Raw genomic sequence first — 17,659 nt, forward strand, 5'->3', positions numbered from 1 at the left:
TCTCCCTCAAACGGCCGGTGTTTTAACCGGTCGTATAAAACACTAGCGCATGGTGGTAGCGCAATCAACGCATCTTGTCGGACCAAGGTCGTAGCGCGTCGGAGATGCATCATGCGCGCATCGATCCAATCGCCGCATCAATTCACCGGGATCAATTCGCGCGCGCTCCACGGCGCACAATCGTCAGTTCGACTTCGCGCCCTCTTTCGCATTTTCGGCGGTCGGCGATCCCTCCGGGCGCTTTCCACCCGTGATGCGTTGCTTGAGGAGATCGAGGAAGGGAGACGCCGCCGGCGACTGCCGGATCAGGCTTTCGGGATCGGGAAAGATCAGGGGATCGTCCCAGGGGCCCTGCACCATGAAGGGCAATTGAAAGCCGGACGCCGTGTTGAGGCTCGCCACGCCCTTCATGTCGTATTCGCGGGCCGGCACCGAGGCGGTGCCGGTCAGCGTGATCTTGGCCGCCGGGCCTTCGATGCGGATGTCTTCGGCGGTTGCGATGCCGTCGGAGAATTTCACGGCGATCGTGAGCTTGTCGTATGGCGTCGAGCCGCTGCGGAAATTGCCGCCGCCCGACAACGGCCGCCGCTCCAGCCGCTTCAGCAGCTGCTCGGCATTGAAGCCCGCGATCGCGCCGTTATGCCCGGTCACGGTGGCGCTGCCGTCGAGCGACTGCACGAGGCCGAACGGGCTCGAGCCCGAGGCGAACAGCGAGACGTTGATGTTGCCGCGGCCGGATAGCTTGTTGAGGCCGAACAGCTCGGTGGCGCAGGCCTGCAGATCGACATCGGTGAACTGGAATTGCGCCTTGATGTCGGCGACCGTATCGGACCGCGCGATGCCGAACGAGCCCTTGGCGATCCCGCCATAGACCTGCGCCTCGCCGACCGAGAGCGCCAGCGTGCCGTTGCGCAAATTGGCGCCGATCGCGGTGCGGCCGAGCCGCGTGGGTCCGACCGTCAGCTTGGCCGCCGACAGGCGCATGTCGAGGTCGGTGGTCGACAATCCCTGGAGGTCGAACAGCTGCCTGTTCCAGTCGCGCGCCCCACTCGCGAGCAGGCGGAACGTCGAGATATAAGGAGTGAAGTCGAGCGCGTCGGCGGCGAGCGTGGCCTGCAGCGTCTGCCGGCCGTTATTGGCGTAGGTCATGACGCCTTCGGCGGCATTGCCGTCGAGCTCGACGTTGACATTGGTGAGCGCGATCGAGGCGCCGACGACGTTGGCGCGCGCCTTCAGCACGAAGCGGCCGAAGCCGCCGCTGCCGGGCTGCGGCTGTCCGGTCCAGCGCAGCGCGTTGCGCAAGGACGGGCTGTCCACAGTGAGCGTGCCCTCCATCATCGCGCTGGTGCGGTTGGCGACGCTGCCGTCGAAGGCGAGCTTGAGCGGCGCGCTGGCGATGCGCGCCTTCAGGCCGGAGCGGTCGCCGGAGAGGGCGGCGACGAAATCGGAAAAGCTGATCGAGCCGTCGACGCGCTCGCCGCGCCAGTCGAACTGCCCGGTCGCGGCAAAAGAGCGCGAGATCGAAGGCCAGGCCAGCGACAGGTCGATGTCCTCGAGCTTCTCGGTGGCATGCGTGGCAACGTCCTCGTAGTCGAGCACGCCGTCCTGGATGCGGATTTCGGAGAACGAGACCTGGTTCTCGGCCCCGGGCTTCATGGTGCGTGCGATGGTCTGGATGAAGGGCGTCCAGTTGCTCTCGCCGTCCGGCTTCAGGCTGACGTGGATGCGCGGCCGCAGCAGCGTCAGGTCGGCGATCTCGAAACGCTGCAGCAGGAGCGGCAGCAACCGCAAATTCGCGGTGAGCACGTCGACCTGGAGCGCGGGAGCGCTGGTGCCGCCGCCCTTGAGGCCGACGTCGCGGAAGGAGATGTAGCTCGCCGGAAGCACCGAGATCTCGATGCTGCCTGCGACATTGAGCTCGAGCCCGGTGACGTCGCGGATCTGCGCTTCGACCGCCTTGCGCAGCGCGTCGCGGTTGATGAGCCAGGAGGTCGCGATCAGGGCGATCAGCGCGACGCCGAGCAGCGCCGCGATCGGCGTCCCGAGGCGCTTCATTCCTTGGGCCATGGTCAATGGCATGTCCTGATCGGGTTGGTCGTTGGAGCCAGAAGGGCGGGCCGCGTAACGTCTGTGCCGACGCCCAGATCCTATGGTGTTAAGTACCGCAACTTGATGGGTTTTCTTGACGCTTTCAAGGCCGCTACGCGGTTATGCCCACGGCATGGGCAGCTTCTATCACCCGGGGGCGGAGCGGAGAACCCCGTATCATTGACGGCTTCGGACGATTTCGCCTAATAATCGCCGCCAATGAGGCGCGACGCCCGCCAGCCCAAGGTTCAGTCGAGGTTTTTTGCATGAACAAGGTCTATCCCGACGCCAAGTCGGCGCTGTCAGGCATTCTAAAAGACAACATGATGATCATGTCGGGCGGCTTCGGCCTCTGCGGCATTGCCGAGGAGCTGTCGGACGCGATCCGGGATTCCGGCGTCAAGGGCCTGACCGTGGTCTCCAACAATGCCGGCGTCGACGGCATCGGCCTCAGCCGCCTGCTTGAAACCCGCCAGATCAAGAAGATGATCTCGTCCTATGTCGGCGAGAACAAGCTGTTCGCCCAGCAATACCTCGCCGGAGAGCTGGAACTCGAATTCAATCCGCAGGGCACGCTGGCCGAGCGCATCCGCGCCGGCGGCGCCGGCATCCCGGCCTTCTACACCAAGACCGGCGTCGGCACGCTGATCGCCGAAGGCAAGGAAGTGAAGGAATTCGACGGCGAGAAGTACCTGATGGAGCGCGGCCTGTTCGCCGACCTCGCCATCGTGCACGCCTGGAAGGGCGACACCGCCGGCAACCTGATCTACCGCAAGACCGCGCGCAACTTTAACCCGATGATGGCGACCGCCGCGAAGATCACGGTGGCCGAGGTCGAGCATCTGGTTCCCGCCGGTGAACTCAATCCCGACCACATCCACACGCCCGGCATCTTCGTGAAGCGCATCGTCGAGGTCGGCACGGCCAAGAAGCGCATCGAATTCCGCAACACCCGCCCGCGTACCGCCGCTTAAGCGCAACAGGAGACTCACATGGCCTGGACCCGTGAACAGATGGCCGCGCGCGCCGCGAAGGAATTGCGCGACGGCTATTACGTCAATCTCGGCATCGGCATCCCGACGCTGGTCTCGAACTACATCCCCGATGGCATGGACGTCTCCTTGCAGAGCGAGAACGGCATGCTCGGCATGGGTCCGTTCCCCTATGAGGGCGAGGAAGACGCCGACCTCATCAACGCCGGCAAGCAGACGGTGAGCGAGCTGCCCTCGACCTCGTATTTCTCGAGCGCGGATTCCTTCGGCATGATCCGCGGCGGCCACATGGATCTGTCGATCCTCGGCGCCATGCAGGTGGCCCAGAACGGCGATCTCGCCAACTGGATGATCCCCGGCAAGATGGTCAAGGGCATGGGCGGCGCGATGGATCTCGTCGCCGGCGTCAAGCGCGTCATCGTGGTGATGGAGCATTCGGCCAAGGACGGCCCGAAGCTGCTGAAAAAGTGCAATCTGCCGCTGACCGGCGAGCGCGTCGTCGACATGGTCGTCACTGATCTTGCCGTCTTCACCATCGACAAGCACGGCGATGGCGGCATGGCGCTGATCGAGCTCGCCGACGGCGTCACGCTGGATGAGATCAAGTCCAAGACCGAAGCCGAATTCCGCGTCGCGCTGAAGAACACGTAGGGTCGTCGTAAAGGGGCGCGCATGACGATACGCTCCGCGCGTCCCGAAGATGCCGAATTCATCGCACAAACCATCCTGAATTCGATGCGCGGCCACCGGCCGCGCGGCTGGTTCGACGTGGCGCTCGGCTGGCCGGAAGCGGAGTGCCTCGCTTTCGTCGCGCGCGTCGCCGTCGCACGGGCGGTGTCGATGTGGCATTTTTCGCAGTTCCTGGTCGCCGAGATCGATGGCAAGCCCGCTGCTGCACTTTGCGGCGTGCCGGCGGCCGGCACCGGACCTGCGGCATGGCGCGCGGTCGAAGAGGTCGGTCTCTCAATTGGGCTCACGGCGTCAGAGCTCGACGCCATCCGCCAGCGCGGTGCCTATTCGCGAGCTTGCTGGGTCCAGGGTGGCGAGGGCGACTGGATGATCGAGCATGTCGCGACCGACCTTGCCTATCGTGGTCGCGGCTTGATGCAGGCGTTGATCGCGCATGCGCTGGACAAAGGGCGGGCAGCTGGGTTTGCCCGGGCGACGATATCGTTCCTGATCGGCAACGAGCCGGCCGAGCGCGCCTACGCAAAGGCGGGTTTTGTCTTCGCGGAAGAGAGGCGCGATCCGAATTTCGAGGCAATCATCGGCGCGCCCGGTTTTCGCATGTTCGCGCGGAAGATTTGAGCAGGTTGCAGGCGCCGGCGACAACCAAGCGTTTGCTATCAATTGGTCGAGGCGCTATGAATGTGCGGACGATGTGCCCCGTCAAGCGGGGCCGCTCGGCACCTCGGAGAACCGGGTCAGCCAGGCAACCGGGCCGATGCTGGCCGCGATGATCAGGAGGGCCGCGAGCGCGCCGTCCTCGAAATTGCCGCGGCTTGCGTACTGGTAGATCGACGTGGACAGTGTTTCGACGTTGAGGGGCCGCAGGAGCAGCGTTGCCGGCAGCTCCTTCAGGCAATCGACGAACATGATGATGACGGCGCCAAGCATCGCGGGCCGGAGCAACGGCAGATAGATCTGCCTCAACATGACCCCCTGGCCTGCGCCGACCGCGCGCGCGCTCTCGTCATAGTCGCTCGGAATGCTGTCGAACCCGGCCTTGATCATGCCGACCGGCACAGCCAGAAAACGAATCGTGTAGGCGATCACGACGGCCATCCCGGAGCCGACCAGGATCAGCCCGGGAAGCGAACGTCCGGTCCAGGTTGCGACCGCGCTCAGCGCATTGTCGACCGCCAGGACCGGGGTGAGCAGGCCGAGAGCGATGACGAGACCCGGCAGCGCGTATCCGGCCTGCGCGATGCTAAGCGCGACATATCGCAGAGGATCCGGCCGCGAGCGGTGCGCGATCGTCGTGGCGAGCGCAAGCATCAAGGCCATGAGCGTCGCGAGCCCTGCAAAGGCAAACGAATGGAAGGTGTGCCGCCACAGCAGCGGGTCGAAATTTGCAAGCAGGCCGCGGCCGAGAGCCTGATGCGCCAGATAGAGCAGCGGGACCACGAAGCCGATCAGCACCGGCAGCACGCAGACCGTGAAGGCAATCGACGCTCTTGCGCCCGACAGCGGGGTTCGCCGCCTCACATGTGGGCTTTCGGCCGAGAATTCGATGCTGGCGTTGCGACGGCCGTAACGCTCCATCGCGATCAGGCCGGCGACGATCGCAAGCATCAGGCATGCGAGCTGCGCTGCACCGGCAAGGCTGCCGCGGTTGAGCCAGGTGGTGAAGATCGAGACCGTCAGCGTGCGGATGCCGAGATATTCGCTGGCTCCGATGTCGTTGAGCGTTTCCAGCGCGACCAGCGCCACGCCGACCGCCAGCGCCGGCCGCGCCATCGGCAGTGAAACGCGCCACAAGATGGTCCATCGGCCGGCGCCCAGCGTCGTGGCCGCTTCCGCGAATTCGGCTGACTGAACCTGGAACGTCGCACGCGCCGAGAGATAGACGTAAGGGTAGAGCACGAGCCCGATCACGAAGATGGCGCCCGGCAGCGAGCGGAGGTTGGGCAGAAGGCCGAGGGCATCGCCCAACGGCAGCCAGATCGCCAGGGTGCGATGCACCAGGCCCAGCGGTTCGAACAGATCGGCATAGACGTACGCCGCAAGATAGGTCGGAATCGCCAGCGGCAGCGGCATCAGCCACAGCAGCATGCCCCGGCCGGCAAAATCGTGGCGCGACATCACCCACGCAGTGCCTGCGCCAATCAAAAGTGTGACCGCGCCGACCCCGACGAGCAGAAGGGCAGTGTCGAGAAGGGCGGCCGGCAGCACGTAGTTGATCAGGTCGTGCCACACATCGGATGCCGGCTGCAAAGCCAGCGAAACGATCGAGATCACGGGCGCCGCGACCAGGACCGCGGTTGCGATCGCGATGGCGGTTGCGGCGCGACCGGCGCGCACACGGCCCCTCGATCGAGGCCGTGTGCTCGTAGCTTCCAGCAGTTCGATAGACGTGGGCCGCCAGAGATCAGTTGTCAAAGCCGACCTTGTCCACCAGCGAGGCCGCAGCCTTGCGGTTGGCGGCGATCTTTGCGATCGGCAACGGATCCGGGACGAGCTTGCCGTAGCCGGCGATGGTCGCATTGACGGCGACACCGCTCCGAACCGGATATTCGTAGTTCTGGTCGGCATACATCTGCTGCGCCTGCTCGCTGACGAGCCACTCGATCAGCTTGGTACCGTTGGCCTTGTTGGGCGCGTTCTTGGCGAGCAGCACGCCGGAGAGGTTGACGTGGGTGCCGCCGCCCTCGAAGGTCGGCAGGATGACGCGGGTCGCCTCCGCCCACGGCTTCTTCTCGGGATCGTTGTTCATCATCAGCGCCCAGTAATAGGTGTTGCCGATGCCGATATCGCATTTGCCGGCGGCGACGTCACGCGCGGCTTCGCGATCGCCGCCCGACGGCTTCTGCGCGAGATTGGCCTTCAGGCCGCGCAGCCATTCCTCGGCCTTGGCTTCGCCGTACTTGGCCGCGTAGGCCGCGAACAGCGCGTTGTTATAGATGTGCTGGCCCGAGCGAATGCAGATCTTGCCCTTCCACTTGGGATCGGCGAGCTCCTCATAGGTGATCTTGTCCTGCTTGACGCGATCCTTCGAGGCATAGATCACGCGCGCGCGCATGGAGATGCCGGCCCAGTGTCCATCCGGATCGCGATATTGCGCCGGCACGACCTTGTCGACCGCCTCCGACTTGATCGGCTGGGTGACGCCGGCCTGCACGGCCTCGTCGATGCGGCCGATGTCCACCGTCAGCAGCACGTCGGCCGGACTGTTGGCCCCTTCCGCCTTCATGCGCTGCTCCAGACCGGAGCTTGCGGAGACGACGTTGACCTTGATGCCCGTGTCCTTGGTGAACGCATCGAACAGCGGCTGGATCAGCTTGGTCTCGCGGTAGGTATAGACGTTGACCTCGCCGTTGGCGGCTGCCTCCGACACGAAAGACGTGGTCAGGCTCAACACCGCCGCAGACGCGGCGAGGACGCGAAGATAGATCATAAGGGCTGCTCCCAGGCGCGAGATTGAACGCCGATTGAGTAGCGCAGGCGGGGGGCCAACGTTAGCGACGCGATGTCGCGAGAGCATAAGCTTAGAGCAATTCCAAAGTATCTTTTAGACTCATTCTAATACTGAAGCGACGGTCATGGGAAATAATTGACGCCCTATGATCCTGCCGGCCTCATCTTGCTCAGGCGCTGCGAGACGCTGGCCAGCCACGACGTCTCCTCGCGCACCAGGCGGAAGCCGAGATTGGCGGGCGGCACGCCCTGGGCGCAGCCGCCGGCACGGGCGTCGCGGATGAAGTCGGTGACATAGGCGCGGTGCGCACCCTCGGCGACGCGCACGCCGCAATTCACGGTCGCGCGGCCGGGATTGCCGGAATCATCGACACGCGAGCGCACGAAGCACGTCGCGGTCCACTCCCAGATATTGCCGGCGAGGTCTTCGACGCCATGCTCGTTCGGGCCGAACTTGCCGAAGCGATGAGCCGTGGTGTCGGAGAGGTCGCGTTCGGATTCGCGCTCATAGCGGCTGATCCAGCGCTTCGAAGGGTCGCTTGCATCGACCGGTACCCCGTCATCCCGGAATCTGGAGCCGGCGGCAAAGGCCCATTCCTCGTCGCTCGGCAGGCGGTATTGATGGCCGGTCTTGCGCGATAGCCAGCCTGCGTAGGCCTCGGCATCGTGCCAGCTCACCTGCACTGCTGGGCGATCGGGGGCGATTGCGACGTCGCGATCGAGTGCGCGGCAGGCGCCATCCTGCACGCAATGCTGATAGTCGGATGAAGCGACCTGATTCCGCATGATGCGCAGCGGCCGGTTGATCCGGATGGTGCGCATCGGCGCTTCCGCCTGCTGTCCGCCGCGGGTGAAATCGCCGGCCTCGCGATAGGCGAAGCTGCCCGGGGCGACCTCGACCAAGGCCGGCTCGCCGACGGCATGGCGCATCGTCAGCTCCGAGACCAGAGGCGCAACGGCCAGCGGCCCCGCAAGCCCGGCCGCGCAGGCAAGTGCCAGCTTGAGCTTGAATGCGATCAGCACAATCATTCCTCCGCAGAAGGAAAAAAGGGGCCGGCGATGACCGGCCCCTTCGTCGCGTCTAGTTGGTGCTGGCAGGAGGTATTTCGGCAGGCGCCTTCACTTGCATCATCAGATCGTCGTTCCACTTGCCTTCGACCTTGAAGTGCGCGGTGGCGCCGAGACTGGCCGCCTCGATCAGGTTATGCGTGACATAGGCGTAGATGCCGGGCTGCTGGAACTTGTACAGCGCAGCTCCCGCCGAGCCGCCGCGGATGAACCAGGTCTCGAGCCCGACCTCGGGCGCGTTGCCGAACTTGCCGGTCTCCCAGACATAGTCGCCGTGGCCACCGATCAGATGCGGACGGCTGTCGCGATTGGCCTGCGAGTGCACGATCAGCACGTTCTCGCCGACCTTCGCGGTGAGCGCGTTCTTGCCGGTGAGCGCGCCAACCTTGCCGTTGAACACGACATGGGTCGGGGTCAGCTTCTTCATCACCTCTTCGGTCTCGGTGAAGGCTTCGCCCGGCGATTCGTAGGACTTGAAGTTGCCCTTCTCGTCGCGCGGCACGTACATGTCCTGCTCGCCGATATAGTAGACCTTGTCGTATTTCAGCGCGCGGCCCTTGCCGTCGTTCAGCCCCTCACGCGGCAGCACCATCACGGCACCGTTCATGCCCGAGACGACGTGCCAGGGGGTCATCGGGCCGCCCGGTGCGCAGTGATACACGAACACGCCGGTCTTGGTCGCCTTCCAGCGCAGCACGACCTGCTCGCCGGGATTGATGAGCGTGAGCTCGCCGCCGCCGAGCGCGCCGGTCGCGGAATGGAAGTCGATGTTGTGCGGCATGGTGTTCGTCGCGGGATTTACTAGCGTCAGCTCGACATAGTCACCCTCGTGCACGACCATGAGCGGGCCCGGCATCGAGCCGTTGAACGTCATCGCCTGGAAGGTGGTGCCCTTGTCGTCGATAACGAATTTCTTCTCCTCGATCGTCATCCTGAACTCGACGATCTTGGGGCCCTGTGTCGTGGCCTGCTCGTGCGCGTGCACGAAGGGCGGAGCGACCAGCTCTACCTTCTGACGCGGCAGCTTGAGATCGCCGGCGGCGAAAGCCGGGATCGCCAACATCAGGGCGGTCGCGGCGGCGCTGATCAATGCGGCTCTGCGGGTGAACATCGGAAGCATCCTTCATCTGAAATGGTTTTGATGACGGAGTGCAGTGTGCGCCGATTGCGGCAAGCGTGTTTGTGCTGCGACAAGCTTCCGCCGGATTCGCGTTCGGCAACATGACCTAGATTTCTCGAAGGAGCGGGATCGGCGATGGCAACTCACCGCGTCCGCAGGCGCGATGCCGATCGAGGCCGAGCGTCAACTCAGCGGCAACTCGTTTGCATGTTCAAGCTGGATGACGATCTCGGTTGCCCCGCTCATGCGCGTGGACGAGATCGCAAGACAGGCCTTGGCGAAGGCGCGTCCGTTCAGAGCAGGTTCACGGCGAGCCAGACCAATCCCCAGATCGCCAATGACAGCGCGACGAAGACGGCGATCGCGGCCGCCAGGGCGCGCACCGCGCCGGCGGGGGCCGGCGCGGCCGGGGCCGGCCGGAAGTCGTCGAAACGCGGGATATGGCCGCGGACGTCGAGCAGGGAGAGAATGAGTTCGAGTGCGAAAAGCCTCATGGCGAACGCTCCGGATGGCCGCGATTTTTTCTCACCATGGCCGGGAACCGGTATCCGCGCTTTGCGCGAGCGCAAAGCCGCGTCCGCCGATCCGGGTTATCTGAATTCATTCCGTGATTTGCCGCGATGTCTCGCGCGCGGCGGGCATTTACGAATGGGTAACTTATGAGAGCTGATCTTGCGGCGATCTACGGCGAGGAACGCCTGCCACGCTATACCAGCTATCCGACCGCACCGCATTTCACGCCGGCGATCGGTCCGGACGCCTATGCCCGCTGGCTGGCGGAGCTGCCCGTGGCCGCCAGCGCCTCGCTCTATCTGCACGTGCCGTTCTGCCGCGAGATGTGCTGGTACTGCGGCTGCCATACCCAGATCGTCCGCCGCGACGAACTGATCGCCGGCTACCAGCGGACGCTACGCAGAGAGATCGCGCTGACGGCCGAAACCATCGGCCACCGCATCAAGGTCGAGCACATTCATTTCGGCGGCGGTACGCCGACGATCATGGCGCCGGACGCCTTTGCCGAGCTGATGGCGACGATGCGCCAGGAATTCTTCGTGCTGCCCTCGGCGGAAATCGCGGTCGAGATCGATCCCCGTACATTGAGCGCGGACATGGTCGAGGCGATGCGGCTCTCCGGCGTCAACCGCGCGAGCCTCGGCGTGCAGAGCTTCGACCCGGTGGTGCAGCGGGCGATCAACCGTGTGCAGAGCTTCGCGCAGACGGCCTCCGTGGTCGAGATGCTCCGCGGCGCTGCGATCGAGGGTGTCAACTTCGACCTGATCTACGGACTGCCGCACCAGACAGTGGCTTCGTGCCTGGAGACGGTGCGACGCAGCCTCGCGCTTTCACCCAGCCGCTTCTCGGTGTTCGGCTATGCTCACGTGCCAGCCTTCAAGAAGCACCAGCGCATGATCAATGAAGGCGTGTTGCCAGACGGCCTTGCGCGCCACGACCAGGCCTGCGCCATCGCCAATGCCTTGAAAGAGGCCGGCTACGTGCAGATCGGGCTCGATCATTTCGCGCGGCCCGACGATGCCATGGCCGCGGCGTTCGAGCAGGGCACGCTGCGGCGCAACTTCCAGGGCTACACCACCGACCGGAGCGAAGTCCTGCTCGGCTTCGGCGCCAGCGCGATTGGGCACCTGCCGCAGGGCTATGTCCAGAACGAGGTGCAGATCGGCGCCTATTCGCAGAGCATCGCTGCCGGCCGCCTCGCCACCGCGAAGGGTTACGGCCTCACCGATGACGACCGGCTGCGCGCCGACATTATCGAACGCATCATGTGCGAGTTCGGTGCCGATCTCGGTGACATCTGCGCGCGCCATGGCGCGGAGGCCGGCGCCATGCTGAAATCTGCCTCGCGTCTGAAGCCGCTGATTTCCGACGGCGTCGTGAGGGTGGAGGGCGATCGACTCGCTGTCGCCAAGGACTCGCGCTTCCTGGTCCGCAGCGTCGCCGCTGCGTTCGATGCGCATCTGGATCCAGGCAAGCAGTTGCACAGTCGGGCGGTGTAGCCCCCCGTCATTCCGGGGCGCGCCTCTTGGCGCGAACCCGGAATCCATTTCACTGCACTGGTTGCTGCTCGATGGATTCCGGGTTCGCGCTACGCGCGCCCCGCAATGACGAGCCAGCTTGCGCTCCAACAAAGAAACTCGGTCCCGCGTCGCTATCGTCGATCGGAATGGAGTTGTCCATGTCCTTCCGATCCGACGATCTGGTCGATGACATCATGCATTCGGCGCCGCACACGATCCGCGTGTTTCTCGCCTTCAGGATGGCTTGCGTCGGCTGTCCGATCGCGACCTTCCACACGGTCGATGACGCCTGCCGCGAGCATGGCATTGACCGCGACAAGTTCCTCGCCGCGCTGATCGAGTGCGTGCCGGCGTGAAACGATCAGGAATCGCGCAGGTGTGCGTGGGTTCCCGGATGATGAGCGCGCTTTCGCCGTAAGCGGAAGCGCGCCTCATCCCTGACTTGAGCAGAGAGGTGTCTCTCACGCCGTGCCGCTGTCGACGCTCCGCTCCGCCAGAACCACAATCTTGTGCGGCTCGCGCAGAATGATGCGCTGGCGGCCGCTCTCGACCAGGCCCTGGCTCTCCCAGCCGCTCAGGATGCGGCTGACGGTGTGCAGCGTGGTGCCCGTCATCTGCGCGATGTCCTGGCGGCTGATCGGGAAGTCGATCTCGATGCCGTGGTCGAGCTTCTTGCCGGATTGCTTGGCGAGGCGAAGCAGCGCGTGCGCGACGCGTTGCTCGACCTGCTGGGTCGACATTTCCAGGATGCGGGTGTGACTTTCCTGCAGCCGCGTGCCGACGGTCTGGAGCGTGTTGGCGGCAAGCGCCGGAAACCGCTCGACCAGCCGCGGCCAGGCCGAAGTCGGCCAGATCAGCACGACGCTGTCGTCGACCGCCATGGCCGTCGCCGGATACCGCGCGGCTCCGATCGCCATCGCGAGCCCGAACGTCTCGCCGGGCGTGACATAGCGCACCACGATCTGCTCGCCGGCAGGTGTGGTCTTGGCCGCGCGGACATGGCCGTGCAGCAGCAGGAAGAAGGACTGCGCGTCCGCCCCCTGCTCGAAGATCGCACTGTTCTTGGGATAGCGCGCCGAGCGGGCCTCACGCAGGATCTCGTCGAGAGCTTCCGGCGTCATCCCCGCAAACAGCGGCAAATGCGCAACCAGCGATGTGTCGACCTTGGCCATTCTGCCTCCCCTGGCATCAGGGAGTGTGATGGCACCTGCAATCGTCAGGTAGTTTGCGTTAGCGCAAAACGAGGCCGCCCGGTGGCAGTATTTTTCCAAGCAACAGTCTGATTTGATTGGAGTTGACCCATGGCTGGCGCCCGATCCCGCAACTTTACGGGCTGGCCGCTGTTTGCGAACAGCTTTCGCCCCTTTTTCCTGCTCGCCGCAATCCAGGCGGCGTTGTCGATCCTGGTCTGGCTGCCGATGTTCTACGGCGAATTGTCGGTGAGTTCCGCATTCGCGCCGCGCGATTGGCACATCCACGAGATGCTCTATGGCTTCCTGCCGGCCGTCATCACCGGCTTCCTCTTCACCGCCATCCCGAACTGGACGGGGCGCCTGCCGATCCAGGGCGCGCCGCTCGCGGGCTTGGTGACGGTCTGGCTTGCCGGACGCGTCGCGGTGACGCTGTCGGCGAATACCGGTTGGACGTTTGCACTGGTCGTCGATGCCGCGTTCCTGGCATTGGTCGTTGCCGCCGCAACGCGCGAGATCATCGCGGGCGGCAACTGGCGCAACCTGCCGGTGGTGGGGCTGGTGCTGGTTCTGCTCGCCGGCAACGTCGCCTTCCATGTCGAGACGCATTACGCAGGCGCGGCCGACGTCAGCATCCGCGTCGGCATCGGCGTGGTCGTCCTGCTGATCGGCTTGATCGGCGGCCGCATCATTCCGAGCTTCACCCGCAACTGGCTGGTCAAGTTCAATCCCGGCCGCCTGCCGGTGCCGTTCGGACGATTCGATGGCGCGGTGATCGGCTTGAGCGCGCTGGCGCTGATCGCATGGATCGCGGCACCGCTGAACATGATCACCGGCGTCGCGATGGCGGCAGTCGGCGTGCTGCATCTGGTTCGGCTTGCACGCTGGGCCGGCGACCGCACCACGCGGGAGCGGCTGCTGCTGATCCTGCATGTCGGTTATGTCTTCGTGCCGCTCGGCTTCATCCTGAACGCTGTGGCCGCCTTCGGCGAGCTGCCGCCGAGCGCCGGCATCCATGCCTGGATGGCGGGTTCTGCGGGAACGATGACGCTCGCGGTGATGACCCGCGCCAGCCTCGGCCATACCGGACAGGCGCTGACGGCTTCGCCGGCGGTCCAGGCAATCTATGCTGCAATCGTCATCGCGGCTCTGGCCCGAATCGGTGCCGTCGTGTTGCCCGCGTATGGCGACGTGCTGCTGTACGTCGCTGCCTGCGGCTGGATCCTCGCCTTCCTCGGATTTGCCGTCGCGTTCGGTCCGCTGCTCGCCGGCAGCGGGCGGCGGGCGCTCGCCACGATGGGCGTGCCCGCCCCCGCGCGCTGAAGTCAGGCTGCACCTGCCGAGGGCGGTGCGGAGCGAGGCCGCACGCCCTTGCGCCAATCGGTGATGGTGCAGCCGAAGCGACCGCGAAACCAGCGCGCCATGGCGCTCTGCGCGGAGAAGCCGAGCTGCACCGCGATGTCGGCCAGCGGCCGGGTGTGATCCTCGATCAGCTCGACCACGAGATCGGCGCGCTGCGCGTCCAGGATGGCCGAGAAGCTGGTGCCCGATGCGGCGAGGCGGCGGTGGATGGTGCGGCGGGTGCAGGCCAGATGCTCGGCGACGCGCTCGACCGTGCAATCGCCGCTGGCGAGCAGGCTCCGCACCACCTCGTCGACCTTTGCCTCCCAGCTTGCCGGCCTGCTCTCGATCGCCTCGATCCGCTTGCGCAGGTAGTTCGCGATCAAGGGATGCGCGCTCGGGATCCGGCGCTGCATGTCGTGCGCGGACAGCAGGATCGCATCGTCGTCCGCATTGAAGCTCACCCGGCAGCCGAAGAAGTCGCGGTAGCGCTTGCGGTCGTGCGGCGGCGGATAATGCAGATGCACTTCCAGCGGCCGCCAATCGCCTCCGAACAGCGACTGGATGATGCGCTGAACGCTGCCGAGCGCCATGTCGATCGACTGCCGCGGCGCGCGCGGCTGCCGGCCGCGCAAATGCAGCGTGATGGTCACGGTCCGCTCGTCACGCGTGACGTCGAGCCGCATGCCGTCGTGATGGATATGGATGAAGCGCGAAAACGCCTCGATCGCTTCGCCGACGGTCGCCTGTTCGCGCACGATCAGGCCGACCGCGCCGAAATTGGTGAGGCCGCCGCGCTCGGCAAGACGCAGGCCGAAATCCTCGGCACCGGACGCCTTTGCCGATAGTTCGAGCAGGCGGCGCAGGCCGGTGACGGCGATGGGGATGTCGGGCTGGTCGAGGCAGGCCAGCGGGAGCCTGACCTTGCGCATCATCTGGCTGGGGTCCAGCCCGACCGACCGCGCGACGTCGGGGTAACAGCTCAAGCCTGCGCTGCGAATGAGGTCGGTCATGCAAACCGTTCCTGCCAGCCATACCCGCAGATGTCTCGAAATGTAAAGTTTCTGTCTCAATAGGTCAAATCGGGGAACCCGGCGGCGCATACATAAGGAAAACCGATGCACTGGCGTGAATGCCGTGCGCATTGACGGCGGGCGCGACGGGGCCCGGCCGTCTCGGGCCATTTGACCAAGACATTGCTGGATCGGGACTATGCCGGGGAACATGCATTCCAAGGGCGAGGTATTCGTCATCGACACTGACGCCGCCTCCCGCGAACAACTTTCCGCCGCGCTCGAACAGAGCGCCTATGACGTGATCTGCTTTGCCGATGGTGCCTCTCTGCTCTCGGAAGCCAAGACGCGGATGCCGGCCTGTGTGCTGCTGGAGATGCCGCCGGATCGCTCCGCTCTCGAGGTGCTCAGGCAGCTGCGCGAGGAGAATTGCATGGCGCCGGTGCTGGTGACGTCGGCGAATGGCAGCATCGCCATGGCGGTTGACGCCATCAAGAGCGGCGCGACCGACTTCATCGAAAAGCCGTTCCGCACCCACGACATCGTCAACCGGATCGATGCCGCCATCGATCAATTCGCGCAACCCGGGGCGATCCGGCAACGCTGGCTGCCGGGCTGTGAGCCTCTGACCGCGCGCGAAGCCGACGTGCTCGAGCATCTTGCCGCCGGCCTCACCAACAAGGGGATCGCCCGGCGGATGCATCTGAGCGCGCGGACGGTCGAAGGTTACCGCGCCAGCGTCCTGAAGAAGGCCGGCGCCAAGAACGTGACCGATCTGCTCCGGCGCATTTTCGGCCAGGGCTCTTAGGCCCAGGCCTGAAGCCGCCCGGACCACCGAGCGTTCCACAGACATGGTGCCGCCGCGGCGGCGCCCCACGGAAGTCTCAATCGAACCGGTTCCTTCCCTGCCGCGTCCAACCACGATGGCGAGGCATTTCATCGCGCGCGTCCGGCTGGCGGCGCGGCGATACCGGCAGGAGGGACTTTATGCGCATCACCGCAGGATATTTGGCAACCACGGGCGTGGTCCTGGTGACCACGGCGCTCGCATCGCCGTTATGGGCGGCCAATGTGGACGCCAATTCGACGATCGACACGGTCACCGTCTATCCCGACGGTGCCACCGTCACCCGCGTCATTTCGCTAGATCTCGCCTCCGGCGATTCGACATTGGTGGCCAAGGATTTTCCGCTCTCGCTCGATCCATCTTCCCTCCGCGTCGAAGGCGAGGCGGGCGCCAAGCTCACCATCGGCACGATCGATGCACGCCCACCGAAGGCCGCGCCGCCGGTCAACCTGCCCGAACTCGACAAGCGCATCGAAGCGCTGAGGGATCAACGGGCCGACCTGCAGGGTGCGATCGACTCGGCCAATGCCCGGCGCAAGTTCGCGCAGCATTTTGCCGAGGCGTCGCCGGCCGGCCTCGGCGAGAAGGGCGAGGCGCGCCCGATTGCTGAATGGCGCGCGGCCTTTGCCGCGGTCGCCGAGGAGATCGCGACCGCCGACAGCGCAATTCGCGATGCCACGCGAAAACAGCGCGAGCTCGACCGCCAGATCGCGCAACTGGAAGCCGAGCGCTCGGCCAAGCCGCCGAGCAAGCTGGAAGTGCGGATCGACGTCGCCTCGGCCGCCGCGACCAAGGCGACACTGCGCGTGACCTATGCCGTGCGCAACGCGCGCTGGGTGCCGCTCTACGATGCCCGGCTCGACACCGGCGCCAAGGATCGCAAGCCGCAGCTCGAACTGGTGCGTCGCGCCGAGGTGACGCAGTCCACCGGTGAGGACTGGTCGAACGTGACGCTCGGCGTCTCCACCGTTCGCATCAGCCGCGGCGGCAGTGCCCCGGAGCTGCATTCGCTGATCGCGCAATATCCACAAGTGCCGAAGCCCATGGCCCTTGGCACGGCCTCGGATCTAGCGCGGCCTGCGCCAACTGTTCGCCAGCGCTCGTACGAGCCCATGTCCAAGGCTGCCGAAGCGACCGAGTTGCGCGAGCGCGCCGACGAGCAACAGGCCGTCGCCGAGATCGGCGACTTCCAGGCCACCTTCAGGATTCCCGGCCGCGTCAGCCTCGGCGCCGCCGACGGTGCCAAGAGCCTACGTATCGCTTCGGTGAATGTGCCCGCCGATCTCGCGGTGCGCGCCGCGCCGGTGCTGGATCCGACCGCATTCCTGGAAGCCAGCTTCAAGCAGACCGACGACACGACCCTGCTGCCGGGCAAGGTCGCGATCTATCGCGACGGCACCTTCGTCGGCCGCGGCAAGATCACGGCGTCCGCCAAGGAGGACATCGTGCGGCTCGGGTTCGGCGCCGACGACAAGGTCAAGATCGAACGCGCCGTGCTCAAGCGCAATGAAGGCTCGGCAGGCCTCCTGGTCACGACGTCGAAGACCGACGAGCGTTCGTTCAAGACCACGATCCGCAACGGGCATGATTTCCCGATTCGCGTCGCGATCGAGGATCAGCTGCCGGTCAGCGAGAACGAGGACATCGTCGTCGAGATGCTGCCCTCGAGCACCCAGCCGACCGCCAACAACATCCGCGACAAGCGCGGCGTGCTGGAATGGTCGTTCGACGCCAAGCCCGGCGAGGCCCGCGACATCAACTTCGCCTGGCGCATCCGCTGGCCGAAGGACAAGAGCATGGTGATCGTCCCGGCGGGCTGATTTCCTGCAC

The 17,659-nt window shown here is 65.4% G+C and carries 16 protein-coding genes; 8 read left to right on the forward strand and 8 right to left on the reverse strand.

Going from position 1 to position 17,659, the window contains the following annotated elements:
- Positions 1-183: 183 nt before the first annotated feature.
- Entirely contained in the window at positions 184-2,067 is a 1,884-nt protein-coding gene (locus GA0061099_RS12515; RefSeq protein WP_036021980.1) for an AsmA family protein, read from the reverse strand.
- Between the two features lie 287 nt (positions 2,068-2,354).
- On the opposite strand from GA0061099_RS12515, the gene GA0061099_RS12520 reads away from it, so the two are divergent.
- Genes GA0061099_RS12520 through GA0061099_RS12530 form a run of 3 tightly spaced genes read left to right on the forward strand, consistent with a single transcriptional unit; the run spans position 2,355 to position 4,388 of the window.
- On the forward strand, positions 2,355-3,062 hold the full coding sequence (locus GA0061099_RS12520) for a CoA transferase subunit A (RefSeq protein ID WP_035998773.1): 708 nt from the start codon (positions 2,355-2,357) through the stop codon (positions 3,060-3,062).
- A gap of 18 nt (positions 3,063-3,080) precedes the next feature.
- Complete coding sequence (locus GA0061099_RS12525; RefSeq protein ID WP_036021982.1) at positions 3,081-3,731, forward strand: CoA transferase subunit B; 651 nt, start codon at positions 3,081-3,083, stop codon at positions 3,729-3,731.
- Positions 3,732-3,752: 21 nt separating this feature from the next.
- Positions 3,753-4,388 carry a GNAT family N-acetyltransferase gene (locus GA0061099_RS12530; protein ID WP_036021985.1) on the forward strand — a complete coding sequence of 212 codons (636 nt, stop codon included), beginning with the start codon at positions 3,753-3,755 and terminating at the stop codon, positions 4,386-4,388.
- Positions 4,389-4,469: 81 nt separating this feature from the next.
- Here GA0061099_RS12530 and GA0061099_RS12535 read toward each other — a convergent pair whose 3' ends face one another.
- The 5 genes from GA0061099_RS12535 to GA0061099_RS12555 form a co-directional block, all read right to left on the reverse strand.
- A complete protein-coding gene (locus GA0061099_RS12535) occupies positions 4,470-6,104 on the reverse strand; it encodes an ABC transporter permease (protein ID WP_036021988.1) in 1,635 nt (544 codons plus the stop codon).
- Between the two features lie 67 nt (positions 6,105-6,171).
- The gene (locus GA0061099_RS12540; RefSeq protein WP_035998784.1) at positions 6,172-7,197 is read right to left on the reverse strand and encodes a Fe(3+) ABC transporter substrate-binding protein; all 1,026 of its coding nucleotides are present in this window, start codon (positions 7,195-7,197) and stop codon (positions 6,172-6,174) included.
- A 164-nt stretch (positions 7,198-7,361) separates the two neighbouring features.
- Positions 7,362-8,240 (reverse strand): SUMF1/EgtB/PvdO family nonheme iron enzyme, encoded by an 879-nt coding sequence (locus GA0061099_RS12545; protein ID WP_036022002.1) that lies wholly within the window; start codon positions 8,238-8,240, stop codon positions 7,362-7,364.
- A 58-nt stretch (positions 8,241-8,298) separates the two neighbouring features.
- On the reverse strand, positions 8,299-9,396 hold the full coding sequence (nirK, locus tag GA0061099_RS12550) for a copper-containing nitrite reductase (protein WP_036022006.1): 1,098 nt from the start codon (positions 9,394-9,396) through the stop codon (positions 8,299-8,301).
- Positions 9,397-9,698: 302 nt separating this feature from the next.
- A complete protein-coding gene (locus GA0061099_RS12555; RefSeq protein ID WP_035998787.1) occupies positions 9,699-9,899 on the reverse strand; it encodes a hypothetical protein in 201 nt (66 codons plus the stop codon).
- 165 nt (positions 9,900-10,064) lie between these two features.
- Here GA0061099_RS12555 and hemN point away from each other — a divergent pair, with 165 nt between their 5' ends.
- Together hemN and GA0061099_RS12565 are read left to right on the forward strand one after the other, a co-directional pair.
- Entirely contained in the window at positions 10,065-11,417 is a 1,353-nt protein-coding gene (gene hemN, locus GA0061099_RS12560; protein WP_036021990.1) for an oxygen-independent coproporphyrinogen III oxidase, read from the forward strand.
- Positions 11,418-11,596: 179 nt separating this feature from the next.
- Complete coding sequence (locus GA0061099_RS12565) at positions 11,597-11,794, forward strand: DUF1858 domain-containing protein (protein WP_035998817.1); 198 nt, start codon at positions 11,597-11,599, stop codon at positions 11,792-11,794.
- A gap of 105 nt (positions 11,795-11,899) precedes the next feature.
- Here GA0061099_RS12565 and GA0061099_RS12570 read toward each other — a convergent pair whose 3' ends face one another.
- A complete protein-coding gene (locus GA0061099_RS12570; RefSeq protein WP_036021991.1) occupies positions 11,900-12,610 on the reverse strand; it encodes a Crp/Fnr family transcriptional regulator in 711 nt (236 codons plus the stop codon).
- A gap of 129 nt (positions 12,611-12,739) precedes the next feature.
- On the opposite strand from GA0061099_RS12570, the gene GA0061099_RS12575 reads away from it, so the two are divergent.
- A complete protein-coding gene (locus GA0061099_RS12575; RefSeq protein ID WP_074447705.1) occupies positions 12,740-13,951 on the forward strand; it encodes an NnrS family protein in 1,212 nt (403 codons plus the stop codon).
- Positions 13,952-13,953: 2 nt separating this feature from the next.
- On the opposite strand, the gene GA0061099_RS12580 is transcribed toward GA0061099_RS12575, so the two are convergent.
- Complete coding sequence (locus tag GA0061099_RS12580) at positions 13,954-14,982, reverse strand: AraC family transcriptional regulator (protein ID WP_036022014.1); 1,029 nt, start codon at positions 14,980-14,982, stop codon at positions 13,954-13,956.
- Between the two features lie 199 nt (positions 14,983-15,181).
- Between GA0061099_RS12580 and GA0061099_RS12585 the strand changes: the two genes are divergently transcribed.
- Both GA0061099_RS12585 and GA0061099_RS12590 read left to right on the forward strand, forming a co-directional pair.
- A complete protein-coding gene (locus tag GA0061099_RS12585) occupies positions 15,182-15,790 on the forward strand; it encodes a response regulator transcription factor (RefSeq protein ID WP_036022016.1) in 609 nt (202 codons plus the stop codon).
- A gap of 179 nt (positions 15,791-15,969) precedes the next feature.
- Positions 15,970-17,649 carry a mucoidy inhibitor MuiA family protein gene (locus GA0061099_RS12590; protein ID WP_036022018.1) on the forward strand — a complete coding sequence of 560 codons (1,680 nt, stop codon included), beginning with the start codon at positions 15,970-15,972 and terminating at the stop codon, positions 17,647-17,649.
- The last annotated feature ends 10 nt before the right edge of the window (positions 17,650-17,659 follow it).

This window comes from Bradyrhizobium yuanmingense (genome assembly GCF_900094575.1).
In the GTDB taxonomy this organism is placed as follows: Bacteria; Pseudomonadota; Alphaproteobacteria; order Rhizobiales; family Xanthobacteraceae; genus Bradyrhizobium; species Bradyrhizobium yuanmingense.

Coding starts and splice junctions, on each gene's coding strand:
- GA0061099_RS12570 (WP_036021991.1), bottom strand. CDS start 12,610: ATGGCCAAGGTCGACACATCGCTGGTTGCGCATTTGCCGCTGTTTGCG.
- GA0061099_RS12575 (WP_074447705.1), top strand. CDS start 12,740: ATGGCTGGCGCCCGATCCCGCAACTTTACGGGCTGGCCGCTGTTTGCG.
- GA0061099_RS12585 (WP_036022016.1), top strand. CDS start 15,182: ATGCCGGGGAACATGCATTCCAAGGGCGAGGTATTCGTCATCGACACT.
- GA0061099_RS12515 (WP_036021980.1), bottom strand. CDS start 2,067: ATGGCCCAAGGAATGAAGCGCCTCGGGACGCCGATCGCGGCGCTGCTC.
- GA0061099_RS12580 (WP_036022014.1), bottom strand. CDS start 14,982: ATGACCGACCTCATTCGCAGCGCAGGCTTGAGCTGTTACCCCGACGTC.
- nirK (WP_036022006.1), bottom strand. CDS start 9,396: ATGTTCACCCGCAGAGCCGCATTGATCAGCGCCGCCGCGACCGCCCTG.
- GA0061099_RS12530 (WP_036021985.1), top strand. CDS start 3,753: ATGACGATACGCTCCGCGCGTCCCGAAGATGCCGAATTCATCGCACAA.
- GA0061099_RS12540 (WP_035998784.1), bottom strand. CDS start 7,197: ATGATCTATCTTCGCGTCCTCGCCGCGTCTGCGGCGGTGTTGAGCCTG.
- GA0061099_RS12565 (WP_035998817.1), top strand. CDS start 11,597: ATGTCCTTCCGATCCGACGATCTGGTCGATGACATCATGCATTCGGCG.
- GA0061099_RS12520 (WP_035998773.1), top strand. CDS start 2,355: ATGAACAAGGTCTATCCCGACGCCAAGTCGGCGCTGTCAGGCATTCTA.
- GA0061099_RS12590 (WP_036022018.1), top strand. CDS start 15,970: ATGCGCATCACCGCAGGATATTTGGCAACCACGGGCGTGGTCCTGGTG.
- hemN (WP_036021990.1), top strand. CDS start 10,065: ATGAGAGCTGATCTTGCGGCGATCTACGGCGAGGAACGCCTGCCACGC.
- GA0061099_RS12525 (WP_036021982.1), top strand. CDS start 3,081: ATGGCCTGGACCCGTGAACAGATGGCCGCGCGCGCCGCGAAGGAATTG.
- GA0061099_RS12555 (WP_035998787.1), bottom strand. CDS start 9,899: ATGAGGCTTTTCGCACTCGAACTCATTCTCTCCCTGCTCGACGTCCGC.